A 13,091-nucleotide genomic window follows, 5' to 3' on the forward strand; every position below is an offset into this window, starting at 1 on the left:
GCGTGACCCTGGGGTTACTTGCGATTCCCGACGGCGACGCGATCTTTCATAAGATGCGACGGGCGAAAGGTCAGTACGCGGCGGGGCTGTATCGGAACCTCTTCGCCGGTTTTAGGGTTGCGTCCGACTCGCGCGGTCTTGTCGCGAACACTGAACGTACCGAAGGACGAGATTTTCACCTGCTCACCACGCACCAGAGCGTCGGACATGTGGTTCAGAACGCTTTCGACCAGCTGCGCACTTTCGTTGCGCGAAAGCCCAACTTCGCGAAAGACGGCCTCGCTCAGATCCATTCGAGTCAGTGTATTGTCGCCCATGTCATTTCCCCTGTTGCTGTCAAAGCATATGGGTATGGCAAATTCGCTGTCAATATCAATGAATTGCAAGCAGCTGTGTAAGCTGGATTGCGCCGGTTACCAGCGCAGAACCACCGCGCCCCAGGCCAGACCGCCGCCAATTGCTTCGGTCACGATCAAGTCGCCGGGTTTGATCTGCCCGCGTTGTTTACCAACCGACAGTGCCAATGGGATGGATGCAGCCGAGGTGTTGCCGTGATCCTGAACGGTCACAACCACGTTTTCCATCGGCAGGCCCATCTTTTTGGCCGTGCCCTGAATGATGCGAATATTGGCCTGATGAGGAACAATCCAGTCGACGTCAGCACTGCTCAGCCCCGCGCGGCTCAGGGCTGTTTCAGCCGTTTTGGTAAGCTTTTCAACGGCATGTCGGAAAACCTGATTGCCCTGCATGCGCAGATGCCCGGTGGATTGGGTCGAAACACCCCCATCGACATAAAGCAGGTCCTTGTAGCGCCCGTCCGAGTTCAGATCGGTTGCGAGTATGCCGCGATCCGCAGCGGTGCCTTCGCCATCCTGCGCTTCGAGTACCAAAGCGCCGGCACCATCCCCGAACAGAACACAGGTCGAGCGGTCGGTCCAGTCCATAATCCGGGAAAAGGTTTCGGCACCAATGACCAGCACGCGTTTGGCCTGACCGGACAAGATCAACGCATTTGCGTTGCTGAGAGCGAAAACGAATCCCGCGCAGACGGCCTGTACGTCGAAAGCAAACCCCTTGGTCATACCCAGCCGGGCCTGAACCATGGTCGCGGCAGAAGGAAAGGTCAGGTCCGCGGTCGAGGTCGCCACGACGATCGCGTCAATATCATCCGATGTCAGGCCCGCATCGGCCAGGGCAGCCTCGGCAGCTTTGGTGGCCAGGTCCGACGTCGTTTCGTCATCGGCAGCAAAATGGCGGCGTTCGATCCCCGACCGGGTTCTGATCCACTCATCCGTTGTGTCCAGCGTTTTCTCAAACTCGGAATTTGGAACAATACGTTCCGGCAAATAATGCCCGACACCTACTACAACTGAACGGCCTGCCATTTTTGGGGTACTGCCTTTTTTGTTATTTATCGGTCTGCGGCGCAGCTTGCGCGGCATCTTGTGCAAGCTGGGCCGTGGATGCAACCCGCGCAGCTAATTTTTCGGCAAAGCCGGACCGTGCCAGAGTAAAGGCCAGTTTGATCGCTGCCGACACTCCGGTCGCATCTGCCCCGCCATGGGATTTAATAACAGTCCCGTTCAGACCCAGAAACACGCCACCATTCACACGCCGCGGATCAATGCGCTTTTTCAGGCGCTGTAGTGACGTAATGGCCAGGACCGAAGCCAATCGCGACAACGGAGAGTATTTGAACGCCTCACGCAGAAGATCTCCGATCAGCCTGGCTGTGCCTTCGCCCGTTTTGATCGCAACATTGCCCGTAAACCCATCTGTAACAATGACATCTGCCTTGTCGCCGGGAATGTCGCTGCCTTCGACAAAGCCAACAAACTCGAAATTCGCCTGTTCGGCGTATTCCGAAATCATGGCATGCGCTTCTTTCAGTTCGGCCCGGCCCTTATGCTCTTCGGTGCCAACGTTCAGCAACCCGATCCGGGGGCGGTTCAGGGCCATGCCGTTGCGCGCATAAGAAGCGCCCATCAGGGCGAATTGCAGCAAATCCTTGGCGTCTGCGCGCACATCGGCGCCCACGTCCAGCATTACATTGAACCCCTGCGGGTTGCGCGAAGGCCACAGGATCGCGATTGCGGGGCGGTTCACGCCCGGCAATTTGCGCAGACGCATCATCGAAAGGGCCATAAGGGCACCGGTGTTCCCGCAGGACACCGCGCCATGGGCTTCACCCTGACGAACCGCTTCCAGCGCGGACCACATCGAGGTCTGCTTGCCGTTGCGCACGACCTGGCTGGGCTTGTCTTCCATCGTGACAACGTCGGGGCAATCACGAAAAACGACGCGCCCTTCAAGGACACGTCGTTTGGCAACCAGCTTGCGCAATACCTGTTCGGGCCCGTGCAGCAGGAACCCGATATTCGGGTTCTTGCCAGCCGATTTTGCCAGACCTGCAACGACGACAGCGGGACCTGCGTCCCCTCCCATTGCGTCAACCGAGATGGTGATCCGTCCGGCGTGCGTGGGCTGATCGTTCATGCCTTGGCCTGCGCTCAATCAGGCTTAGGCTGCGTCTTCGTCCAGATCGATTTCGTCGGCCTGTGCGACGACTTCGCGATCGTCATAGTGGCCGCAAGAGGCACAAACGTGGTGCGGGCGTTTCAGCTCGCCGCAGTTCGGGCATTCGTTCGGGTTTGCAGCAACCAGAGCGTCGTGTGCGCGGCGGTTGTTGCGACGCGACTTGGAAACTTTGTTCTGTTGGACGGCCATGGTCTCAACCTTTGTCTGACTGGGGGCCGCAGATTCGCTGCCGACCCGGGTTTCGTAGTTCGTTTATCGTGGTTTGACGCGCGTTTAGGCGACGGGCCCCGCAATGTCCAACCCAAAATCCGATGAGCGCGCGAAAATACTGCGATTCTCGGCATGTTCAAGCGATTTTTGTGACCGCCTGCTATGACAGGAAATCTGGCACCTGTCACTCGTCTTTTTTTAGCACATCGCGCAGTCCTGCCAATCCTGCAAAGGGTTTGGCATCGTCATCCGTCATCGCCTGTTTGCCCGGTTCTGTGTAGGCAGCTTGGCCCAGTTCCGCGCCGTCTTTACGCGGATATTGTGGCAAAGCCAGAGACAGGGCCTCGACCATGACAAGGGCCGGATCAATTTCAGGCCCCAAAGGTTCAGATTCGTCATCTTCCTGGATTTCGAACTCTGGATCATCTGGGTCTGCCCAATCCGCAAGAAAAGTCCGGTGCACTGGTATGTCGATCCTTGTCGTCACCGGTTCCAGCGTCACTACGCAAGGTTGGATGACAGTTGCACCGAGTTTCCCGTTTAGAACCCAGTCCCGTTTGCCCTGCGCCCTCAGTTCGCCCGAAAAGCTGAGTTTGCGCAGCCCCAGCAGCCCAAGGTCTTGCCTGATCTGCTCGAGCGCGGTGGTTGCGGGGCGCAGATCGAACGGTGTCGGGGCGTTCTGCGGCAGGTCAGACACCCGAAATGATGTCGTGTTGCTCATTCGTGAGCCTTTCTATGTGTTGAACCGTGGCAGCGGTTTATGTAATCGGATAGAAGCCGAAGAAGGCCAAGGCAAGAGGGTGCAGATGTTGAAGGTAGTGAACCGGTTGAAACCAACTGCGAAATCGCTTGTGTTTGTTGCCTGTCTGGCTGCGACCGGGGCTTGTACGGCTATCTTCAAGAATCACGGCTATGTGCCACCGGCCGAAGAACTGGCGGAAATCAAAGTAGGCGTAGACACGCGGGACAGTGTGCAAGAGGCTATCGGCGCGCCGGGCGCATCCGGCGTGGTTCGGGATTCGGGCTATTACTATGTCCGCTCTCGCGTGCGTCACTACGGTCCGAAACGGCCCGAGGTGGTATCCCGCGAACTGGTTGCCATCAGTTTTGATCAGCGCGGTGTCGTCAGAAACATCGAACGCTTTGGTCTTGAAGACGGGAATGTGATTGCTCTGGAGCGCCGCGTTACCGATTCCAACGTTCAGGACAAAGGCTTCCTGCGTCAGCTGCTAGGCAATATCGGCAACTTCAACCCGGCGAACATTCCGGGCGCCAACTAATTTGCGCCTAAACCTTGCGGTGGTCACAGGGCAGTCACATGTCTTGTGCTAATGGTGTCGTACCGACGCCTGAGGGTCGGCAACCGTGGAGGGCGCGACCGTGGCAACGGCAGTTTTGTTAAGCAAGGGGCGCTATCGCGCCAGACTGGCGCAGTCGCCCGAGGATATCAGACCAGCTCAGGCATTGCGGACCTTGGCTTTTGGCACAGAGCAACCGGACTGCGACGAGTTTGATGCACGCTGTAGCCATATCCTGGTCGAGGATATGCGCTCGGCAGAACGGCTGGTCTGCTGCTTTCGGATGCTGACCATGGATAGTGGCGGCGAGATCGGGCGAAGTTATTCGGCGCAGTTCTATGACCTGACCTCGCTCGAAGGCTTCAAAGGTCGGATGGTCGAAATGGGACGATTCTGTATCCATCCTGATCACAGCGACCCCGACATCCTGCGTGTCGCCTGGGGTGCAATGACGGCCTACGTTGATCGGAACAACGTCGAGATGCTGTTTGGATGTTCCTCTTTTGCCGGTACCGAAACAGAGCAGTATCTGGATGCGTTTGCGATGCTAAAACATCGCCATCTGGGCCCGAAACGTTGGTTGCCGCGCGTGAAGGCTCCGGATGTGTTTCGTTTTGCCGCGCGTTTGCGGCGCAGACCGGATTCTAAAAAGGCAATGCTGCGGATGCCGCCTTTGTTGCGGACCTATCTGATGATGGGCGGTTGGGTCAGCGATCATGCGGTGGTGGATCGCGACATGAACACGCTGCACGTTTTCACAGGGGTGGAAATCGGTGCGATCCCCCCGGCGCGCAAACGTCTGTTGCGGGCGGTGGCCGGGTAGATTGAGTATTTTTGAAAAGATGAAGACGGGGCGTTGACGCAATGTGTCAGCCGGTTTAGCTGGCGGGCATGGCGAGAATTCCTTTGTTGCAGATGTCCGGCATTTCCCTGGCTTTCGGGGGTGACCCGGTGTTTTCCGAACTGGATCTGGTGGTTCAACCCGGTGATCGTGTTGCGCTGGTGGGGCGAAACGGGTCCGGAAAGTCCACGTTGATGAAAGTGATGGCCGGTCTGGTCGAGGCGGATCGGGGCGAGATTGTCGTGCCGCCCGGGAAATCCGTTGGCTATATGGAGCAAGATCCGACGATGGAAGGCTTTGCCACGTTGGGAGATTACGCATCCTGCGGGTTGGAGCCGGGAGAACTTTACAAAGTTGAACGGGCCGGTGAAGGGTTGAAGTTCGATCCTTCACGCGCGGTTGAGACCGCTTCGGGCGGAGAGCGGCGGCGGGCGGCACTGGCCAAGCTGATGGCCGAAGCACCGGATCTGATGTTGCTGGACGAGCCGACCAACCATCTGGATATCGAAGCCATCGCGTGGCTGGAACGCGAACTTGGCGCGAGCCGAGCGGCCTTTGTGCTGATCTCGCATGACCGAGCCTTTTTGAGGGCTCTGACGCGGGCAACGCTTTGGATTGACCGGGGGGCTGTTCGGCGACAGGAGCAGGGTTTTGAAGCCTTTGAGGCCTGGCGGGACAAGGTCTGGGAGGAAGAGGACCAGCAACGCCACAAGCTGAATCGCCTGATCAAATCTGAAGCGAAATGGGCGGTTGAGGGCATTAGCGCCCGACGCAAACGCAACCAAGGCCGGGTGCGGGCCTTGCAGGCGTTGAGAACTGAAAAGGCGGGGCAGATCAAACGTCAGGGTTCGGCTGCAATGGCGCTGGAGGCAGGGCCAAAATCGGGCCGCAAGGTCATTGAGGCCAAGGCGCTGGCCAAAGGATTTGGCGACAAGCAGATCGTTCGGAACTTTGATCTGCTGGTACAGCGCGGTGACCGGGTGGCCTTTGTCGGGCCGAACGGTGTTGGAAAAACAACGTTGCTGAAGATGCTGCTGGGGCAGGTGGAGCCGGACGCGGGCTCGGTATCTCAGGGGACGAACCTTGAAATCGCGGTATTCGATCAGAACCGCGCCCAACTAGACCCTGAGATGAGCCTGTGGGACAGTCTGACCGGCGATCCGGCTATGCGGGTGTCGGGCAAGGCCGATCAGGTGATGGTGGGCGGGCAGCCCAAACATGTTGTAGGGTATCTCAAGGAATTTCTATTTGACGAACGGCAGGCCCGAGCAGCCGTCAAGTCCCTGTCCGGTGGGGAAAAAGCCCGATTGCTTCTGGCCAAGCTGATGGCGAAACCCTCGAACCTATTGGTGCTGGACGAACCGACCAACGATCTGGATGTCGAGACGCTGGACCTGCTGCAAGAGCTTTTGGACGATTACGACGGCACCGTTCTGCTGGTTAGCCATGACCGGGATTTTCTGGACCGCGTGGCGACAACCACCATCGCGATGGAGGGTAACGGACAGGCGACAGTCTATGCTGGCGGTTGGTCGGATTACATCGCACAGCGCGGTGATGTGATCGAAAAAAGTGTAGAAAAAGCAAAGCTTTCAAAGCCAAAGGTCAAGCAGGAAGAAAAGCCGAAATCCGGCTTGTCCTTCTCGGAGAAGCACCGGCTGGAGAAACTGCCTGCCGAGATCGCGCGCCTAGAGGCCGAGATTGCCAAGCTGGAAGAGTTGATGTCCGATCCCGAGCTGTTCACGCGTGAGCCGGTGAAGTTCCAAAAAGCGACCGAGGCGTTGGTTGAGCGGCAGGAGAAACTCTCGGCCGCTGAAGAGGAATGGCTGACGCTCGAAGAGAAAGCTGAAAGCGTTTAGAGGGCCAGACGTCTTGCTGGATTACCTGCCACGGTTTCTCTGGCGGGGACATCTTTGGTGACGACGCTGCCTGCGCCGATTGTGGCGTAGTCGCCTATGGTTATGCCGGGCAACAGGATCGCTCCGCCGCCAATCCAAACCTGCCTGCCGATGTTGACGGGCAGGCCGACTTCCAGCCCTTGTGCCCGATCAGCAGGGTCCTTGGCATGATGCGCGCAGTAAATCTGAACATTGGGGCCGAACATCGTGTCGTCGCCAACCCGAACGGGGGCCGTGTCCAGAACAACGCATCCGGCATTGAAGAAAACCCGACTGCCCAGATGGATGTTCATTCCATAGGCGCAATGAAAAGGGGCTTCGAGAAAACAGTCCTCGCCGACATGGCCCAGCAGCGCGTGCAGTTCCGGGGCCATCGCGCCGCGTGTATCGGGCGGACAGGTGTTGTGAGCGTGAACAGCCCGTCGTGCTTGCGCGCGCAGATCGTCCAACTCAGGATCGAGACAGCAATACCACTGCCCGGACTGCATTTTCTGGCGCTCCGACATGGAGCTGTCTTACCGCATCCGCAGAGCGCCGTCGATGCGGATGACCTCGCCGTTCAGGTAGCCCATTTCAACGATGAAACCGGCCAGTCGCCCGTATTCCTTGGGGTCACCCAGGCGGGCCGGGTTCGGGACATCTGCGGCAAGTTGTTGTTGCACGTCTTCAGGAAGGCCCGCCAGCATCGGGGTCATAAAGATTCCCGGCGCAATGGTCATGACGCGAATCCCGGTTGAGGCCAGGTCGCGGGCCATCGGCAGGGTCATGCCAACCACGCCGCCTTTAGATGCTGCATATGCCGCCTGTCCCTTTTGGCCGTCGAATGCAGCAATAGATGCAGTGTTGATGATCACACCGCGCGCCCCGTCTGGTTCGGGTTCGTTCTTTGCCATCTCGGCCGCAGCCAGCCTTGAGACGTTAAATGTGCCGACAAGATTGATGTCGATCGTGCGCTGGAACGCGTCCAGCGGGTGTGGGCCATCCTTGCCGACCGTTTTGATTCCATAAGCGATACCGGCGCAGTTCACAGTCGCGGTAATCTTGCCCATCCTGTCAATACCGTGGCGCACGGCAGCTGCGACCGAGGATTCGTCTGTTACATCCGTCAGCGCAAAATACCCGCCGATTTCGGAGGCGACTTGAGCGCCACGGTCCGCGTCACGGTCTAGAATAGTAACTTGTGCGCCCTGCGCGGCAAAGTGACGGGCGGTGGCTTCGCCCAGACCGGATGCGCCGCCGGTGACAAGAGCGGCTGTGGTGGACAGGTGCATCGGAACTCCTCCCTAAGATATGAACAACTGTTCAATAACTGCTTTGCAGGGGCTGTGTCCATATCTTTGAGCCCGAACGCCCAAAGGGGCGGCGCGGAATAACCGCTGCTGGGCCAATACACATCTTTAAGGCATCTTAATCCGCGCTTCACGAAAACGCGCCAGTTCGTGAACGAAGTAATCACAGCCATTGCGTGTTTTTTCGTCAGGAGGTTCCGATATGGTAAATAGTAAGAAACTAACACTGGGCGCTGTTCTGGCCGCGCCTGTCTTTGGGATTATGGTTGCCGGCAGTGCTGTTGCAGCGCCGGAAACCTGTAACTGGAAAACGGCTCGAAGTCTTGCCAATGCAGGCGACTATGCCGGGCTTTGCGATTGTGTTCAGGTGACCCCAAGCTTTCTGGACAGACTTCAGAAGAGACCGGATTTTGAGACAACGCTGAGCATTACCGGGGCGCAATGCCCGGGTCTGGCCGCTTTGCTGGCAGACTTGCCAACGGCAAGCCTGTCCGGTCTGGCCGAGAATCGGGGTGAAAGCCGCGGTTCAGAACCCGGCGGGGCAGGGTTTGCGAATGCAGCTGGTCCTGACGGCCCCGGTGGTGGTGGAGAACCTGACAACGGCGGCGAAGAACCCGGCGGTGGCGGTGGGGAACCCGGCGATGGCGGTGTAGAACCCGGCGGCGGTGGCGGAGAACCCGGTGCTGGCGGTGGAGAGCCCGGCGGTGGCGATGGAGAACCTGGCGGTGGCGGTGGAGAACCCGGCGGTGGCGGTGGAGAGCCCGGCGGTGGCAAAGGCAATAACGGCGGCAAAGGTGGCGATAAGGGTAACAATGGCAGCGGCAACGGCGGCGAGGGCAGCAGTCCGGGTCGCGGAAACAACGCCAATGACGATGAAGGTGAAAGCGACAGACCCGGTCGCGGTGGCGGAAAGGGACGTCAGTAGTCTCGTCCACCCCAATATAGATACGGCCACCCAATCGGGTGGCCGTTTTCTGTTTTGCTGTCCAAGGTGAAAGGGGCGTCAGCCCAGTTGCACCAATGCGTGGCGTTTCTTGCCTGCACTCAGCTTGATCGGAGACGTCAATGCGCCCGCGTCGATCATCAAACCCGCATCCGTCAGCGGAGCGTCGTCCAGTTTGGCCCCGTTTTCGGCAATCAGGCGCTTGGCCTCTTTGCCGGACTTGGCGAGGCCTGATTTGACAATGATCTGCACGATGGACATGCCGTCGCCCAATTCTTCCTTAGTTAGAGTCAAGGTTGGGAGCGCGCTGATATTTCCGGTTGCGTAGAGGGTATCCTGACCTCCTTCACGAACAGACATGGAGCCAAAAATACCTTCCGATGTTGATCGGGCAGCTTTGGATGCGTCAGCACCATGAAGGAGTGTTGTAACTTCGTCAGCAAGTATCTTTTTGGCCTCATTGATCTCGGACCCGGCAAGCGCGCCAAGACGGTCACATTCATCCACCGGCAATTCGGTATAGAGCTTCAGGAACCGTCCGACATCCGCATCGGTGGAGTTGCGCCAGAACTGCCAGAATTCATAGGGCGAGCGCATCTCGGCGTTCAGCCAGACCGCGCCATCCTGCGATTTGCCCATCTTCTTGCCGTCGCTGGTGGTCAGCAGGGGTGAGGTCAGGCCGTAGATTTCGTGATCCAGCACCCGGCGAGTCAGGTCGATACCGTTGACGATGTTGCCCCACTGGTCGCTACCGCCCATTTGCAGAACACAGCCATAGCGGCGGTTCAGCTCCAGAAAGTCATAGGCTTGCAGGATCATGTAGTTGAACTCGAGAAACGACAGCGATTGCTCGCGATCCAGCCGGGATTTCACCGATTCAAAGCTGAGCATCCGATTGACCGAGAAATGCCGCCCGATGTCGCGCAGGAAATCGAGGTAGTTCAGATCATCCAGCCATTCGGCATTGTTCAACATCAGCGCCTTGTTTTCGGCATCAGTGTCGTAATCGATATAGGCCGCGAACACTTTCTTGATGCCCGCGATGTTTTCGTCGATCTGTTCGGGACCCAGCAGGGGGCGTTCATCTGCGCGGAACGAGGGATCGCCCACCTTGGTGGTGCCGCCGCCCATAAGGGTGATCGGCTGGTGGCCGGTCTTCTGGAACCAGCGCAGCATCATGATCTGAATCAGACTGCCCACATGCAACGACTTGGCCGTTGCATCAAAGCCGATATAAGCTGGCTTGCACCCACTGATCAGCGCGTCGTCAAGGCCCTGATAATCGGTGCAGTCGGCGAGGAAGCCGCGCTCGATCATCGTGGCGATGAAATCCGATTTGGGGTGGTAGGTCATATCGTGCCCTCGGGGTTTGTGTTGCGGGGCACTGTATAGGCGGCGCTGCGGATGAGGAAAAGCCACCTTTTCACTCTAAAACCGCGTGCCGTGATATGCGCGCGCAACTTGATGGCCGGGGTGTTGATCATGAAACGCGACGTCGGAAAAAAACCGACGCCCCCAATCAGAAGGCTTGCCAAGGCGGCATAACAAAAGCACCTTGACCAAGCTGCAACCCAGAGGTGAAGTCCAGAACCCCGGGCACGGCGGAAACATTGCCAGATCAGGAGGCAGGCGTGGGCCAAACCATCAAGAAACACGGAATGGTTCGGGCATTGGGCGCAATGTCCGGTACGTCGCTGGACGGGGTGGACGCTGCGGTGGTGGAAACCGACGGGCATTCCATCGCTGGATTCGGGAAAAGCGGCTATCGCGCCTATACCGATGCCGAACGCGAAATTCTGCGGGCGGCTTTGGGGCAATGGCACGGTCCACAGGTCGACGCGGCGGCTGAGATGGTGACCTTTGCCCATGCCGAAGCGCTGTCCGAGTTCGAAGATGTAGACCTGATTGGCTTTCACGGCCAGACTTTGGCGCATGAACCGCGCGGGCGCGGGACATTGCAGGTGGGCGATGGTCTTGGGTTGGCGCAGGCGCTGGGGCGCCCGGTGGTCTGGGACTTCCGAAGCGATGACGTGGCTATGGGGGGCGAGGGCGCTCCGTTGGCGCCGTTTTTTCACTTTGCCTGCGCCAAGTGGTTTGGCGCGGACCGCCCCTTGTGCTTTTTGAACCTGGGTGGTGTTGGCAACCTGACCTATGTGGACCCAAGCTTTGATGGTCCCGAGGCACCGGGGGCGCTGCTTGCCTTTGATACGGGGCCGGCGAACGCGCCGGTCGATGACCTCATGCAAGCCCGGTTGGGGCAGCCGATGGACCGGGATGGTGCGGTTGCGCGCAATGGCACCGTCGAAATGGGCGCGCTGGAGCTGTTTCTGGCTGAGCCTTTCTTCGCACGTATGCCGCCCAAGTCGCTAGACCGGAACGATTTCTCTGAGATGATCGACCTAGTGAAAGAACTGGGTGACGCTGACGCGGTGGCAACCCTGACCGGGATGTGCGCAGCGGGTGTGGTGCAGGGGATGGAACATTGTCCGCAGCCGCCGTCTTGCGTGCTGGTTACAGGCGGTGGACGGCGCAATCCGGTGTTGATGGAGATGCTGCGCGTATCTCTCGACTGCCCGGTCGAACCGGTCGAGGCGGTGGGGCTGGACGGCGACATGCTCGAGGCGCAGGCCTTTGCCTATCTGGCTGTGCGCGTGGCGCGGGGATTGCCAACCTCGTGCCCCGGAACAACCGGGGTGAAAGCGCTGGTGGGTGGCGGTATGGTCAGTTCAGTGAACGTTCAACCGGTGGGTTGAGGCTGCATACAGGTATCGGCTATCGCGTTATCGACACACAGGCTTGCCACTACGACGGGCTGTGTCGAAGTGAAAATGCCCTTTGTGATAGCGATCAGCGTCAGGACCAAGAACAGTTCCGAACAGGCCACAGGCTCCGCTGTGCAACTCTTGCAACACGACGCTTTGATCGGTGTCGCTCCACCCGTCCTGAACGGTGATCTGCGTTCCGTCCTGCAACACGAAGGTCGAGATATCGATGGCCCGACCCCGCGCATGTTCGGAAATGCGCGCATAGGGCTGGTTGTTCTGCGTCTTGCAGGCATAGTGGCCAACAACCCGCATACCCTTTAGCCCACCCCCGAGATCGGCAAAGGCGGGTTTGGCGACGTTTTCGATCCATGTTTTCAGCGTGACGGCTGTCTGACAGTCCATCAGCGAGAACTGGCTGAGCGCAATGTCCGAAATTCTGTAAATCCGGACCGGGTTGGCGATGCCGCAACCCAGCGCTTTTCCAGCCAAAGACGTGCGGGTTTCGCCCAAGATGGTCCAGTCACCACAGACCGCCCCGCGGTCACGCATACGCTGACGACCCACTTCAAACTGGCGAAACTTGCAAGGGCGCAGCGCTGGGCGTTTCGAGGTCAGCACCGCAGGTTCGACAGTCCCGGTAGGTTCGATATGTTCGGTCGTGACTTCCTCCTGCAGATCGGGCAGTGCCAGTTCGGATGAAAGGCGGGATTCTGCACAGGCGGGCTCAGCGTTTGCAAGACAGGTACTTGCGAACAGAAGCAGAAGGACCAGAAAGATGCGTTTCACAATCACCCGATGCTCCGATACCTGCGGTTGCGTTGACAGAATGATAAATGGGTAACTTTCTGTAAACTCACTTTTTCAGAGCATCCCCAGATCAGCTTATCCCCGAGGGATATCAAACCCAGGTTCTGCCAGTTGGAACCCATCGAATTGAAATCCGGGAGAAACTGTACAGCTGACCAGCGTGTAATCACCGGTGCTGCGCGCGGCCTGCCAATGGCCGTTGGGAACAATCAGTTGCGGTGCGCCCCGAGACAAATCGGGCGACAGCGCATGGTCAACCGCCGGACCCTTGTCTGTTGCACTCAAGGACAGGATCAGTGGCGCGCCCGCGTGGTAGAGCCAGATCTCGGTCGCGTCTACCCGGTGCCAGTGGCTGCTTTCCCCCGCTTGCAGCAGGAAGTAGATGCAGGTGCCGGTCGGGCGGCCCTTGTTCTCGGCACGCCAGGTTTCCGCGTACCAGCCGCCCTCGGGGTGAGGTTGCAGGTTCAGGCGGTCGATGATCTCTTGTGCTGTCATGTGGCCC

At 58.7% G+C, this 13,091-nt stretch carries 15 protein-coding genes; 5 read left to right on the plus strand and 10 right to left on the minus strand.

Annotation, left to right across the window (positions count from 1 at the left end):
• Positions 1-14: 14 nt before the first annotated feature.
• The 5 genes from ihfA to AC2FLZ_RS02920 all read right to left on the minus strand — a co-directional run bounded on the left by ihfA (position 15) and on the right by AC2FLZ_RS02920 (position 3,469).
• Positions 15-317 carry an integration host factor subunit alpha gene (gene ihfA, locus AC2FLZ_RS02900; protein ID WP_209503673.1) on the minus strand — a complete coding sequence of 101 codons (303 nt, stop codon included), beginning with the start codon at positions 315-317 and terminating at the stop codon, positions 15-17.
• Between the two features lie 96 nt (positions 318-413).
• Positions 414-1,385, minus strand: a complete 972-nt coding sequence (locus AC2FLZ_RS02905; protein ID WP_480473245.1) for a beta-ketoacyl-ACP synthase III — start codon at positions 1,383-1,385, stop codon at positions 414-416.
• 22 nt (positions 1,386-1,407) lie between these two features.
• On the minus strand, positions 1,408-2,496 hold the full coding sequence (plsX, locus tag AC2FLZ_RS02910; RefSeq protein ID WP_480473243.1) for a phosphate acyltransferase PlsX: 1,089 nt from the start codon (positions 2,494-2,496) through the stop codon (positions 1,408-1,410).
• A 24-nt stretch (positions 2,497-2,520) separates the two neighbouring features.
• Entirely contained in the window at positions 2,521-2,727 is a 207-nt protein-coding gene (gene rpmF / locus AC2FLZ_RS02915; RefSeq protein ID WP_008756996.1) for a 50S ribosomal protein L32, read from the minus strand.
• Positions 2,728-2,932: 205 nt separating this feature from the next.
• A complete protein-coding gene (locus tag AC2FLZ_RS02920; RefSeq protein ID WP_480517364.1) occupies positions 2,933-3,469 on the minus strand; it encodes a YceD family protein in 537 nt (178 codons plus the stop codon).
• A gap of 85 nt (positions 3,470-3,554) precedes the next feature.
• Between AC2FLZ_RS02920 and AC2FLZ_RS02925 the strand changes: the two genes are divergently transcribed.
• The 3 genes from AC2FLZ_RS02925 (at position 3,555) to AC2FLZ_RS02935 (ending at position 6,746) form a co-directional block, all read left to right on the plus strand.
• Positions 3,555-4,028 carry an outer membrane protein assembly factor BamE gene (locus tag AC2FLZ_RS02925; RefSeq protein ID WP_480517362.1) on the plus strand — a complete coding sequence of 158 codons (474 nt, stop codon included), beginning with the start codon at positions 3,555-3,557 and terminating at the stop codon, positions 4,026-4,028.
• Positions 4,029-4,128: 100 nt separating this feature from the next.
• Positions 4,129-4,869, plus strand: coding sequence for a GNAT family N-acetyltransferase (locus AC2FLZ_RS02930; RefSeq protein ID WP_496881722.1), 741 nt, complete (start codon positions 4,129-4,131; stop codon positions 4,867-4,869).
• A gap of 68 nt (positions 4,870-4,937) precedes the next feature.
• Entirely contained in the window at positions 4,938-6,746 is a 1,809-nt protein-coding gene (locus tag AC2FLZ_RS02935) for an ABC-F family ATP-binding cassette domain-containing protein (RefSeq protein WP_496881723.1), read from the plus strand.
• Here the strand turns inward: AC2FLZ_RS02935 and AC2FLZ_RS02940 are convergent.
• Complete coding sequence (locus AC2FLZ_RS02940) at positions 6,743-7,291, minus strand: sugar O-acetyltransferase (RefSeq protein ID WP_480553729.1); 549 nt, start codon at positions 7,289-7,291, stop codon at positions 6,743-6,745. The two genes, AC2FLZ_RS02935 and AC2FLZ_RS02940, sit on opposite strands and share 4 nt — an antisense overlap.
• A 9-nt stretch (positions 7,292-7,300) precedes the next feature.
• Entirely contained in the window at positions 7,301-8,056 is a 756-nt protein-coding gene (locus tag AC2FLZ_RS02945; protein ID WP_480553728.1) for a 3-hydroxyacyl-CoA dehydrogenase, read from the minus strand.
• A 220-nt stretch (positions 8,057-8,276) separates the two neighbouring features.
• Here AC2FLZ_RS02945 and AC2FLZ_RS02950 point away from each other — a divergent pair, with 220 nt between their 5' ends.
• Positions 8,277-8,999: a hypothetical protein gene (locus tag AC2FLZ_RS02950; protein WP_496881724.1), complete on the plus strand. Its 723-nt coding sequence runs from the start codon at positions 8,277-8,279 to the stop codon at positions 8,997-8,999.
• Between the two features lie 78 nt (positions 9,000-9,077).
• Here AC2FLZ_RS02950 and tyrS read toward each other — a convergent pair whose 3' ends face one another.
• The gene (gene tyrS, locus AC2FLZ_RS02955) at positions 9,078-10,370 is read right to left on the minus strand and encodes a tyrosine--tRNA ligase (protein ID WP_496881725.1); all 1,293 of its coding nucleotides are present in this window, start codon (positions 10,368-10,370) and stop codon (positions 9,078-9,080) included.
• Positions 10,371-10,675: 305 nt separating this feature from the next.
• Here tyrS and AC2FLZ_RS02960 point away from each other — a divergent pair, with 305 nt between their 5' ends.
• Entirely contained in the window at positions 10,676-11,770 is a 1,095-nt protein-coding gene (locus AC2FLZ_RS02960) for an anhydro-N-acetylmuramic acid kinase (RefSeq protein ID WP_480517764.1), read from the plus strand.
• Positions 11,771-11,797: 27 nt separating this feature from the next.
• Here the strand turns inward: AC2FLZ_RS02960 and AC2FLZ_RS02965 are convergent, their stop codons facing one another.
• On the minus strand, positions 11,798-12,574 hold the full coding sequence (locus tag AC2FLZ_RS02965; RefSeq protein WP_480517349.1) for an extensin-like domain-containing protein: 777 nt from the start codon (positions 12,572-12,574) through the stop codon (positions 11,798-11,800).
• Positions 12,575-12,664: 90 nt separating this feature from the next.
• On the minus strand, positions 12,665-13,084 hold the full coding sequence (locus tag AC2FLZ_RS02970; protein WP_496881726.1) for a cupin domain-containing protein: 420 nt from the start codon (positions 13,082-13,084) through the stop codon (positions 12,665-12,667).
• Between the last annotated feature and the right edge of the window lie 7 nt (positions 13,085-13,091).

This window comes from Ruegeria sp. YKSF131, assembly GCF_059612645.1.